Source organism: Rickettsia honei RB (assembly GCF_000263055.1).
GTDB lineage: Bacteria > Pseudomonadota > Alphaproteobacteria > Rickettsiales > Rickettsiaceae > Rickettsia > Rickettsia rickettsii.
Genome location: NZ_AJTT01000002.1, coordinates 160,227 through 172,375, shown reverse-complemented (window position 1 = coordinate 172,375; position 12,149 = coordinate 160,227). Strand labels below are relative to the sequence as shown.

Sequence of the window (12,149 nt, the reverse complement as noted above, 5' to 3'; positions counted from 1 at the left end):
GCATCCTCACGTCGTACTAAGTGTACGCTACGGTGCTGCGTTCCGTGTCTCCTTCAAATTCCTCTTTATAAGATAGGTTACACAACAAGTCTATTTAATTTTTTATAGCTGCCCCTATTATTGCATCTCTAAAATAAATTATTCCAAGTTGATTTAAAGGATTTGTCATGTCAATTTTATCTTTTTCTTCTTCAGGAATTTTTATCATAGTGTTACTGAGTATAGCAAAATAAAGATTATCAGGCAAAACATATCCTGCTTCACTTTGTATTCCAAGGGCTTTTCCCGTATAATGAATCATTAAACGCTTAGAATCAAGATCAGTAAGAAAAATACCGTAACCCATATAAGACTTACGCCCTTCTATATCTTGTGCTAAAAAATATTTAGTAGTCATAAGTTTATACGACTTCTTAGAAAGAATTTTCTCCTCATTTAATGCCCTATACCATCTAATAAGATCAACCGGTGTTGATATTATACCACCGTCAGCACAAGGAACTGCTAAAAAATCAGCAGTTACAGGAGTAAATATAGGTTTATTACTATTATTAGGCGTTAAAAAATATCTTACCGGATAATTAGAACTAATAACGTTTTTTTGGATTCTAGCGGCTTCACTATATGAAGCAAAACTAGTAGATTTCATATTAAGCGGTTTAAAAAATTCATCATAAAAAAAGTTAGCTAAATCTTTTTTAGCCACCTTTTCTATAATCATACCGAGTATAACAAAATTAGTATTACTATATTTAAAATTTTTCCCTATAGATATTTCTAAAGGCTTAGAAGAAACAAATTGTAATATTTTCTTGTGAATCTCTTTCTTAGACATATTTAAATCAAGTTTAACAAAACTAAAATATTCAGCAATACCGCTACTATGCGTTAATAAATTATGGATAGATATTTTATATGCCCAATCCGGCACTTTTCCACCCCACATTTCCGGATCAAGATATTTATAAATTTTATCGTTAATATTTAATAATGCCTGTTCTTGTAATTTTAAGATTCCCGCTGCTGTAAAAGGCTTTGTAGCAGAAGCAATAGGCATCATTTCATTTGCTTTTAATTGCTCACCATTTAAAGCAAAAATTCCTTTAGCACCGGTTAATAAAGGTTTATAATCATCGGCAAACATAAAAACGGCATTTAAAAACCTATTACTGATATATTCTTTTTCTGCTTCATTGATTCTTTGCTGTATATCTGCAAAACAATCAATACAATTAGTAATAAAAAAAAGCAACAATAAAAAATACCTACGCATCATAACTGCAACACTCCACAAACTTAATAGACGTCTTACATAACGCAGCTAATAAAAAGAAATTTGAAGGAGACACGGAACGCAGAACCACAGCGTACACTTAACATGAGGATTCGAGTACCGGATCGACGTACAAATTACCTTTAGAAGCAAGTTATGTAAGACGTCTATTAAAATAAAACGGTAATTTTGCTTCTAACTTAATCTCTTGACCAAAAATTTTTTCAGATAAACATATATTATTAGCATGCAAGAACATATATTTACTATACGGCATTATTTCTTTATTACCATATTTATCATCTCCAAGTATCGGACAACCTAATAATTTAGCATGCAACCTTAATTGATGCATTCTACCTGTAACCGGCGTAAATTCAATTAAAAATAAGTTATTATCAAGTGATTTAAGTACTTTATAATAAGTAATGGCAAGTTTACCATTTTCAATATCAAGATCAGTAATTTTAGGTGTACTTCCTTTACTCTTTTCTATATTACTTCTAACTTCGCCTACATTTTTAATTGGCTTCCCATAGGTTACGGCAAAATATGTTTTTACAACCAATTTTTCTTTAAAAGCATCATGAAGTTTTACACTACTTAAATAATTTTTGGCTATTAAGAGCAAACCGCTTGTTTTTTTATCTAATCTATGTACTAGCTTAAAATCAGCACCTTTATAATTCAAATATTTTAATGCAGAGTCAATAGATAAATTTATTTTAGTGCCGCCTTGAGTAGCAAGACCTGCAGGTTTATTTATAGCTATTAAATCATCATCTGCATATATCAAATAATCGGTAGTAATTTTCTTCGCTAGCTTAATTTCAGCGTCGGTAAAAACTAATTTTTCAGGTTGCTTAACAGGTAAATTAAACTTATCGTTAATAAAAATTTTATCGCCGCCCTTTACTCTTAAACTCGCTTCTGCTTTCTGAGAATTAACGGTAATTTGTTTTTGACGTAATGCTTTTTCTATTACTCCTTGAGTCAATAAGGGATATAGACGTTTTAAATATTTATCTAATCTAGAAGAAATAGGAGTATTGACACCGATGATCATATTTTTAATAAATTAGGAACTTTTTATTAAAAAATAGCACCAAATTATTATAGATAAAAGGATTATAGCAAAAAGCTGATGTATAGAGGCAATTATTATAGGTACAGAGTATAAAAGAGTAATTATTCCGGTAGATACCTGCATAAATAATGCAATCATTAGAAAATACGCTATCTTATTTAATTTCGGATGCTCTATTTTTAATAAGCAAATTATCAAAACTACAACAACCAAAAATACGCTATAGCCGCCTAAACGATGTATGAATTGTATAAAAACCGGATCATACCAATTTTTAAGATCAAAGAAATTATCTTTTATCTCCATCGGGATAAATCTATCATCCATTAGCGGAAAACTATTATATATCAGCCCTGCATCAAGCCCTGCAACTAAAGCACCTAAAAAAATTTGCACATATACTACAGTAATAGCAATACCGGAAAATATTAATGGTAATTTAAAATCTGTTTGTGACGGGATTAACAAAATATCACAACGATTTTTTATTAGTTGATAAAAAAGTATGTGATAAATAATTACGGCGATAATTAAATGAAAAGCAAGTCGAAAATGACTAACATACGGGCTATTCAACAAGCCGCTTTTAACCATATACCACCCTATAAAGCCTTGTACGCAAAATAACAACAAAGCAATTATATAAGGTAGCATGTCACGATTTTTTATAACATCTTTAAAATAAAAATATATTAAAGGTACAATATATATTAAAGCTGTAATTCTACCGAGTAATCGATGTATAAACTCTAACAGATAAATAAACTTAAACTGTGATAAAGTAATTCCGTAATTAACGGAGTTATATTCAGGAAAAGTTTTATATTTAGCAAATTCCGATTGCCAGCTTTCAAAACTAAAAGGCGGCAAAATACCGGTTACCGGACGCCACTCAACTATAGATAAACCAGAACCGGTAAGCCTTGTTATCCCCCCTATAACAATCGTCGCTATGACCATTATACAACTTATACACAACCATTTTGTAATTAAACTTTTCTGCACTTTTATTTTAAGTTTATGTTTTTTATCGCGTCATTACAGCATTGCTATGTCATCCCCGCGTAGGCCTTGTGGCGTGGATAGGTTTATCATTTATCATCCCGCGACTTGATCGCGGGATCCAGCTAAAAATACTAATATTATTAGTATTTTTTATTATTTTGCCCCCGTGGTCAAGCCCACGGGGTGACATTAAGGATTACTGGATTCCTGCTTTCGCAGGAATGACATATTGCCCTCAAATCAAGACTCTGCATTCTTTTCCGTATCTTCGACGGTATTAGAAGGACATTTCTTATTTGATGTTTTATTATTACGATATCTACGTTTTGTCTTTTTTGGAGCAGCTTGTGCTTCTTCTAAGCCGGCATTACTTTCTACAACTTTCACCTCTTCCACAACGCTTACGGTTTGCTCCACCGATTCTTTTGCCTCTAAACTCTTATCTTTTACTTCATTAGCAACATTATTACTATTATTAGCTGTTTTCCATTTATGTTTATTTTTGCGTAACTGTTCTTTTTTCAACTCTTCTTCAGTATAATCGGCATTATGATTCTGAATTACCGGCTTAACAGAATTAAAATTATTGTTATTTTTCTTGAACAGCTTCACTTTTTCAATCGAATAACTATCTGATGTAGCATTAGGATCGGAATAAAAATTAAGCTTTATATTATATTTTTCTTCAATAAATTTTATCTCAGCACGTTTATTATTAAGTAGATAAATAACTGAAACGATATTGGTAAAAACATTTATTACATCAATTCTTTCTTCAAAAATTTCATTCTCTATAGTACGTAAAATTAACATAGCATTAGCGTCACTTGCTCTAATGACTCCTTTACCGTTACAATGAGAACAAATTGCCGAATTAGTTTCTAAGAAAGAAGAACGTAATCTCTGCCTTGAGAATTCAAGTAGTCCAAACTGACTAATATTACCGGTTTGTATACGAGCACGATCACGACTTAAAAACTCTTTAAAGGATCGTTCAATAATTTTACGATTCTTAGCTTCGCTCATGTCTATAAAATCAACAACTATCAAACCTGATAGATCTCTAAGCTTTACTTGCTTTGCTACTTCTTTGGCTGCTTCTAAATTAGTTTTTAGCGCCGTTTCTTCAATATTTTGTTCAGAAGTTGATTTACCGGAATTTACATCAATTGCAATAAGAGCTTCCGTAGGATTAATAACGATATATCCTCCTGAAGGTAACGTCACTACAGGCTGATATAATTTAACTAATTGCTCTTCTATTTGAAACTTAGTAAATATAGGAGTTTTACTTTTATGCTCTTTCAGCTTTACAAGCTCTGAAGGTAATAAATCCTGCATAAATTTTGAAGCGTCTTCATAACCCTCTTGTCCTTGAATTACCACCTCTTTAACATTGTGATCGCACATATCACGTATGGTTTTACGTATTATACTATCTTCCTCATGAATAAAACACGGAGCCGGAAATTTAATAGTACTTTTACGAATTTTATTCCATAACCTTGCTAAATAATTATAGTCTTTCTTTAAATCTAAGGTGCTACTTCCTCTACCTGCGGTTCTAACAATGACGCTATAAGCATTTTTGTCACCGCTTACTATTTTATTTAAAATATCTTTCAGTCTTTTTCTTTCTTCCCCGTTTGATATTTTACGCGATATACCGTTTTGCGAACCTTTATTAGGCATTAAAACACAATATTTACCAGCCAAGGATATATAAGTAGTAAAAGCGGCGCACTTATTTCCTCGTTCTTCCTTAGTAACCTGCACTAATAATATTTGGTTTTTTCTTATTACTTCTTGAACTTTATATTGTTTATATTGCGGAATATTTGACTCAGGGGTACCACTTTGAATCATTTCAATATCATCAGCCGCTTCTAAATTAAGTTCTGACTGGAATTTACTCTCTACTAAATCTTCTATGGTTTTTAGGTCAATTTCTTCACTATCAACCAAAGAATCATATATAGCAACCGGTTTCTCTTTATCATCCTCAACCGTAATATTTGAAAGAGCTATTTCAGGAAAAGCATTAACCGGAAAATTTCTCTCCGAGGTAGGCAAATTGTAATAGTTAGAATGGATTTCACTAAACGGTAAAAAACCGCTTTTATCCATTCCGTACTCTATAAAAACAGCTTGTAGCGACGGTTCTATTCTTGTAACTTTTGCTAAATAAATGTTACCTTTATTTTGTTGTCTTACGGTTGTTTGAAATTCAATATCTTCTATATTGTTGCTTTGTCCTAATAAAACTACTCTTGTTTCGCTTGGAAAATTAGCATCAATTATAATCTTTTTATTCATTTATCTTGCTCACTAACTTGAAGAACAAATAATTAATATAATGCTTGTATCTTAAGAAAAATCATTGTTTATCTTGTATTAATTTATTTAAATAGATAATTTATCTATGAGTAAAGAGCAAAAATGAAATTCTAGATAAACTTCAAATAACACCTCTTTAAAATACTAAAAAATATATTATTATTTTTCTTACATTAAAATATTTTCATATTATTTAATTCATTAATTTTTTTTAAAATTCAACAATAATTATATACAAATTACAAATAAGACTACCATACTTGATTAAAAGCTGATAATCTAATAACTATCCATATATACTTAAATAATGGAATTACGAATCTCTTTAATTTTTAAGATAATAATCTTAATCATTATAATTATGAGTTATATACCATGTATTTATGTTTAGCAAACACTTAATTTATGACTTTAAAAAACGATTACAAAACTATTTTTTTCTCACTGTTGGGAATATTTATTTTTTCCTGTATCAATGCTATAAATTTTTATAATTTTAAAATCTTTTTACTGCTAAATAAAAATCTAGGCGGAGAACAAATAAATCATATCAATCAAACTAAATTTATAGGTTCGATAATCGCAGGCTTTGCCTTAACACAGTTAATTAATAAGTTAAGTAATCAAAAAATTATTTTAATTAGCTTATCTTTATTAATTATTTGTACAATAAACCTAATTTTATTAAATAATTATACTCTAATTAAAATTAATTTTATTGTAATTAATTTTGGAACATTTTCATATTTCACTTCTATAACATTAGACATTATTGAGAGTAGCAAAGAAAAGAAATATTTTTTTTTAGCTTGTATAATGTTGTTATGGGCGGGTGGAAACTTAATGGTAGATTTATTAAATCCATTTATAACACCAACAAATAATACTATAGTAATTTGTGCATTGTTATATTGTATCAATATACTAACCGAATTTCTGCATTATAATCCTACATCTCATAAATTAAATTTAAATTCCAAATTTTCATCCTTAATAAAAAATGTCGAATTACAATTATTGACAGGCTTCGTAGTTGCTTATGTCACCTTGGATATATTATGGTATTATGAAGCTTTTGCATTAAAGAAAGAATTAGCATTAATTAATTTAAGACTTATACTAAAATACATTTTTCTAGCAATATGTTTTTCTATAATTCCTATATGCTATATATTAAGCAAAGTAAATAAATATTTTGCTAATTTATCACTCACTATAATTCTGCTCGTCTGCTTTATTTTACTACCGCTTCATGGAACTAATAAAAACCTTAATATATTATATATAATACTAATCGGTAGTTGTTTAGGATCCATTTATATTTGCAATATTTTAATACTAATTGATAAATTTAGGGATTACGAACTTAGAACAGCTTTATTTTCGTATTTTTCAATGTGCAGCATCGGTACATATGCCGGAGCTTTATCATCTCATGTACCTTACGGCACTATTAACGGCAGTGATTTCTTATTTTCTGTTTTTGCCGTAGTCGGTAGTTTTGTAGCTTATCATTTTTGGTATTTTATTAAGTATACATTATATAGATTTTAATAAGACTTCTTGCATAACTTGCTAATAAGGGTAATTTGTACGTCGATCCGGTACTCGAATCCTCACGTTACTTGCGTGTACGCTGCGGTTCTGCGTTCCGTATCTCCTTCAAATTTCTCCTTATTAGCAAGTTATGCAAGAAGTCTTATACTAACATAGACGAAGATCAACTTCAAAAAGAGCAAGGAATCCACAAGGTGAGGAGCGGCGCGTATACTTAATACGTAAGTATCGCAACTCTTGTAGGATGACACAGCCAATTTTTGAAGTTCATCGAGTAGTAATATTCTGTAACATAATATAACTTGTATAATTTGGCATTAAATATTAATATTTAAATATATTTTTAAATGCCTAAAATGCAGCAAAGTACATTATTAAAACCGGTTAGTTGTTACGGAATCGGGGTCCACTCAGGAAAACGTACCCAGTTAACTATAGAACCCGCTAAAGAAAATACCGGAATTATATTCATTAGAACCGATATATCTTCTGAAAATAATTATATTGAAGCTAGCTATTTCAATGTTTCCGATACCTTGTTATCTACTACTATCAGTAATGATCATAAAGTTCAAATTTCAACAATTGAACATTTAATGGCAGCACTTTGGGGATGCAGCATTGATAATGCAATTATTAAAATTGACGGTCCTGAAGTACCAATTATGGACGGCAGTAGTAAACCTTTTGTGTTTATGATTGAGTGTGCAGGAAAAAAATTACAAAATGCTCCTAAAAAATATCTAAAAATTTTAAAAGATATAAAAGTAGTCCATAAAGATTGTGAATTATATTGTACTCCTTCCGATCACATGACTGTAGATTTAACCATTGATTTTAGTAGTAAAGCTATAGGCAGACAAAATCTAAGTTTTAGGGATCAAGAATCTTTTACTAAAAATATTGCGGATGCTAGAACTTTTGGCTTTATAAGAGATGTTGATTATTTGAAAAGCAAAGGGCTTGCCCAAGGTGCCTCATTTGAGAATGCTATAGGAATAGATGAGCAGGATAAAATCTTAAACCCAAACGGCTTACGTTATGAAGATGAATTTGTTCGCCATAAACTATTAGATTTATTCGGTGATTTATATACCAACGGCACTAGCATTGTAAGTGCAATTAAAGGCTACAAAACCAGCCATGCTCTTAATAATGAACTATTGCATAGAATATTTAGCGATACTACCTCTTACAAATTTGTAACTAGCAGTGAGTTATAATAATCATTTCATATTGTTAAATTTCGCTTTCTTTTTTGCATCCTTGTTAAATTTTCACTTTTTGTCCTTTTTATTTCAGCATTATTAACTTTATCTTTATCCATAGCTTTAGTTAAAGGATTATATCCTTCGGTTTTACTAGGATTTTCATAAAATGGATTCATTACATTTTTAATATCTTTAACATAGCTCTCTTTGCTATTATCCATTGTTATTTTATTTTCTCTAAAAAATTCTTCTAAACCGTTTCTTTTTATTTCAGAATTAAAACTGCCTATTATTGCTCGAAATTTTTGTATTTTTTGGTCTTTATTCATACTCCAATAATTCTTATCCGTTATTAATTTTTTTAAAGCTAATGTTTGCAATACTTGATTCTTAGTATAATTCTCTAATTGTTCTAAATTTTTATATATAGGAGTATCTTGTTTTTTATATTCTTCATTTATATTTAATTTAAATATTGCTTTTATTTCTATTTTTTCCTTTTCAGTAAGACCGTCGATAATTAATGATGCGGTCGTAACTACACCGTAACCCGTAGCTTTTAATATATCAAGCACATTACCGCTCGCACCTTTAATAATAGAAGCGGCCAAATTTGCGGCTCCACCTAAATTATTGCCAAATATTCGTCCTGTACTTTTCAATTTATTTACATTTAACTCATACTTATCTTGAGTAGCATCCTTACCTGCCGTTTGCGGCGTATATAATTCATTTTTCAAAATATCTTTTAAGCTCGGTTCTAATGATAATATATAATCTTGCTGACTTTTAGCATTTCTGTTATGTACTAATAAATTATTCTCTTTATGAAGTTTACGCAAATCATGCACTTTCAAAGTCTCATTTACAGCTTGAATTCCTACGCTAACTCCTGAAACAACAGCTACAGCTATAATTATCGGTGATATAGGAGTAAAAAGTCCAGAAACTGTAATTGCTATAGAAGCTATGGAAACTGCATAACTTAAACTATTGCTAAATAATATTTTACCGATTTTACTTTGTCTAAAACTAGTCCAATAAGATTTTAACTTATTAAATATTTTTCTAACCCTTGATTTTTTTGACATTTATTTTTCTCTCCAAAGAACAAATATTTTTATAAATTTTTCTTTTATTTATTTAATTAACTTCTCTTACAACTTAAATTATAGTATAAATTCTAATAAAAAAACAAAATAAATGTCTGGAAAAGAATTAAATAAAATTGTTGCAGCCATCTTATTTGCTAGTTTAATTGCTATGATGGTTGGATTTGTTGCAAATATATTATACAAGCCCACTCTAGAGTTACAACATCGCGGCTACAGCGTTGCAGTTCAAGAATCATCAGAAAATCAAAATACTACCGCACTAGAGCAAGCACCGGTCAATATACTGGAATTAATGAAGACTGCTAACGCCGATAACGGTCGTGAAATAGCCAAGAAATGTTTAATGTGTCATTCTCTTGATAAAGACGGTCCAAATAAACTAGGACCGCATCTTTGGGATGTAGCAGGCAGACCAAAAGCAAGCATAGCAGACTATAAATATTCCCCTGCTCTATCAAAACTTGGCGGCGTATGGGATGATGATAGTTTATTTGCTTTCTTACATAAACCAAGTAGCTATGCACCAGGAACTAAAATGTCCTTTGCCGGTATCTCAAAGCCACAAGACATAGCTGACGTAATATTATTTTTAAAAACTTATGTTCATGATAAATAATTATCTCACCGAAATATGGTTAATAATAGGTATAATTTGCATAGTTGTTGAATTCTTTACAGTTCCAAGTATTGGATTCTTATTCTTTGGGCTTGGAGCGTTATCAAACACTCTTGTGGTATATAACTACCCTCTAGTTAGCTTAACAAATCAAATAACATTTTTTGGTATATTATCACTTATTTGGTTTTGCATATTATATTATCCTCTTAAAAAATATGTTTATAATAAAACTGATAAAACAAAAAATTACTCGGATATGATAGGCAAAACGGTAGAGGTTTATAGTGCTACAGTTTCTTCTGATACTATAGGACAAGTAAGATGGTCCGGTGCTATTATGAATGCTTACCTTGTTCCAAATGAAATCGATGCAAAAACAGGCGACCGACTTTTTATTATCGAAGTTAAAGGGAATGTACTAATTTGTTCTAGAGAAAAACCTAATAATAATTCTTAGCAAAATATTTCTAAATGACATTGCCCGCGTAAATACAAGTCCTCATTGCAAGTAGGTATTGTTGCGTGGATCATTTTATGTCATTCCCACAGAAGCGGGAATGACACTAAATGCATTTTCCAGTCCAACGCGGGTAGCCTCTCTAAATATTCTCTTTAAACCAATCAAAAGCTTTTTTCAAGAAGCTACTATTGGCATCAAGTCTAATATGAGCAAATTCTTTTTGCTGTTTTAGAGCATGAATTTTTAGCATTCCTATAGTTGCTGAATACATAGCCGGATTATAGTCTTCTATAAAACCGGCAATAATCTCCGGTTTACCGATTCTACTCTGTTTTTCAAAAATTTTATTTGAAAGCTCTTTAAGTCCTCTAAGCTGAGACCCGCCGCCGGTAATTACAACTCTAAAAACTTCAACCTGCCCTTTTGTTGCTTTATCATATTCGGCTTTTACCATTGATAATATTTCTTCGGCTCTTGCTCTTATTACCTCAGCCAATTTATAAATTGTTACGGAAGTATTTAAAGTATGATGAGTATCAACCTGAAAATCCTCCATATTTATAATACTATCTTTCTCAAATAAAGGTATCATTGCATTACCGTATAAAATTTTTAATTTCTCTGCCGTAACAAGATCAATACCAAAGACTTTAGCAATATCCGAGCTAATATAAAAACTACCTATATTTACATGCCCCGTATATATTAATTTATCGGCAAAAAAAATGCCGAAAGAGGTAGTTTTATCCCCCATGTCGATGATAAGCGAACCTAGATTTTTTTCATCATTCGTAAGACAGCTAATAGCAGAAGCATAAATTGCTAGAGTAATATTTGTGACTTCAACATGACATTTAGCGAAGCATTGTACAATATTTGATAACATATTTGAACTAGCAGCAATAATATGTAATTCACAACTAAGTTCTCTACCGTACATACCTATAGGATTCTCGACTGAATTATTATCAAGGGTAAATTCAAGAGGAAAATAATGAATAATTTCTTGGTTTTTAACTTTAAATTCAAGTAATGCTTTTTGTAGTAACTTTTTAATATCCTGCTGCGTTACGGTTTGCCCGTTAACTTTAATGGTATAATTAATATAATAAGATTTAGTGTCGGCACCTGATAACGATAATATAACTTTTTTTATATTTTTACCGCAATCTTTTTCAAGTGCGTAAATTGCTGAAACAATGCTAGTTTCAGCATTTTTTAAATCTGATATAACTCCTGATTTAATACCTTTAGAATGATGCAAATTTTGGCTAGCTACTTTAATTTCACCTTTTTTACTAATATAGGCAGCAATTACGGCAATCTTACTACTACCGAAATCAAGTGTAACAAAATTTGATATTTTCTCTTTCATTTTTTTATGCTTGTTATTCCAAAAACGTCATTGCGCGAAGAATTACAAAGTAATGAGACGAAGCAAGCTCAAGATGCTTGACAAGAGTACCACGTCGAAACTACGTTTCT

Annotated in this window: 10 protein-coding genes and 2 pseudogenes; 5 read left to right on the top strand and 7 right to left on the bottom strand. The window is 30.5% G+C overall.

Features of this window, described 5'->3' with window-relative positions:
* Positions 1-94: 94 nt before the first annotated feature.
* Positions 95-1,276, bottom strand: coding sequence for a serine hydrolase domain-containing protein (locus tag WSW_RS0103200; RefSeq protein ID WP_016917050.1), 1,182 nt, complete (start codon positions 1,274-1,276; stop codon positions 95-97).
* 2 nt (positions 1,277-1,278) lie between these two features.
* Between WSW_RS0103200 and WSW_RS1000000110515 the strand changes: the two are divergent.
* Positions 1,279-1,449, top strand: a pseudogene (locus WSW_RS1000000110515) (palindromic element RPE1 domain-containing protein); the annotation flags it as partial.
* On the opposite strand, the gene WSW_RS0103195 reads toward WSW_RS1000000110515, so the two are convergent.
* From WSW_RS0103195 to WSW_RS0103185, 3 genes are all read right to left on the bottom strand, one after another.
* Positions 1,428-2,339, bottom strand: coding sequence for an RluA family pseudouridine synthase (locus WSW_RS0103195; RefSeq protein ID WP_016917049.1), 912 nt, complete (start codon positions 2,337-2,339; stop codon positions 1,428-1,430). The pseudogene WSW_RS1000000110515 and the gene WSW_RS0103195 sit on opposite strands and share 22 nt — an antisense overlap.
* Before the next feature lie 12 nt (positions 2,340-2,351).
* Positions 2,352-3,365 carry a COX15/CtaA family protein gene (locus WSW_RS0103190; RefSeq protein WP_016917048.1) on the bottom strand — a complete coding sequence of 338 codons (1,014 nt, stop codon included), beginning with the start codon at positions 3,363-3,365 and terminating at the stop codon, positions 2,352-2,354.
* 240 nt (positions 3,366-3,605) lie between these two features.
* Positions 3,606-5,681 (bottom strand): Rne/Rng family ribonuclease, encoded by a 2,076-nt coding sequence (locus tag WSW_RS0103185; RefSeq protein WP_016917047.1) that lies wholly within the window; start codon positions 5,679-5,681, stop codon positions 3,606-3,608.
* Between the two features lie 426 nt (positions 5,682-6,107).
* On the opposite strand from WSW_RS0103185, the gene WSW_RS0103180 reads away from it, so the two are divergent.
* The gene (locus WSW_RS0103180) at positions 6,108-7,256 is read left to right on the top strand and encodes an MFS transporter (RefSeq protein ID WP_016917046.1); all 1,149 of its coding nucleotides are present in this window, start codon (positions 6,108-6,110) and stop codon (positions 7,254-7,256) included.
* Here WSW_RS0103180 and WSW_RS1000000111555 read toward each other — a convergent pair.
* A pseudogene (locus WSW_RS1000000111555) lies at positions 7,246-7,395 on the bottom strand (palindromic element RPE1 domain-containing protein); the annotation flags it as partial. The gene WSW_RS0103180 and the pseudogene WSW_RS1000000111555 overlap by 11 nt on opposite strands.
* 220 nt (positions 7,396-7,615) lie before the next feature.
* Here WSW_RS1000000111555 and lpxC point away from each other — a divergent pair.
* Positions 7,616-8,482 carry a UDP-3-O-acyl-N-acetylglucosamine deacetylase gene (gene lpxC, locus WSW_RS0103175; protein WP_012719516.1) on the top strand — a complete coding sequence of 289 codons (867 nt, stop codon included), beginning with the start codon at positions 7,616-7,618 and terminating at the stop codon, positions 8,480-8,482.
* A gap of 8 nt (positions 8,483-8,490) precedes the next feature.
* Here lpxC and WSW_RS0103170 read toward each other — a convergent pair whose 3' ends face one another.
* Entirely contained in the window at positions 8,491-9,561 is a 1,071-nt protein-coding gene (locus WSW_RS0103170) for a hypothetical protein (RefSeq protein WP_016917045.1), read from the bottom strand.
* A 112-nt stretch (positions 9,562-9,673) separates the two neighbouring features.
* On the opposite strand from WSW_RS0103170, the gene WSW_RS0103165 reads away from it, so the two are divergent.
* Positions 9,674-10,201, top strand: a complete 528-nt coding sequence (locus WSW_RS0103165; RefSeq protein WP_016917044.1) for a c-type cytochrome — start codon at positions 9,674-9,676, stop codon at positions 10,199-10,201.
* Positions 10,185-10,661, top strand: coding sequence for an NfeD family protein (locus tag WSW_RS0103160; RefSeq protein ID WP_012719513.1), 477 nt, complete (start codon positions 10,185-10,187; stop codon positions 10,659-10,661). The genes WSW_RS0103165 and WSW_RS0103160 overlap by 17 nt, the downstream gene beginning before the upstream one ends.
* 142 nt (positions 10,662-10,803) lie before the next feature.
* Here WSW_RS0103160 and ftsA read toward each other — a convergent pair whose 3' ends face one another.
* Positions 10,804-12,039 (bottom strand): cell division protein FtsA, encoded by a 1,236-nt coding sequence (ftsA, locus tag WSW_RS0103155; RefSeq protein ID WP_016917043.1) that lies wholly within the window; start codon positions 12,037-12,039, stop codon positions 10,804-10,806.
* Positions 12,040-12,149: the final 110 nt, after the last annotated feature.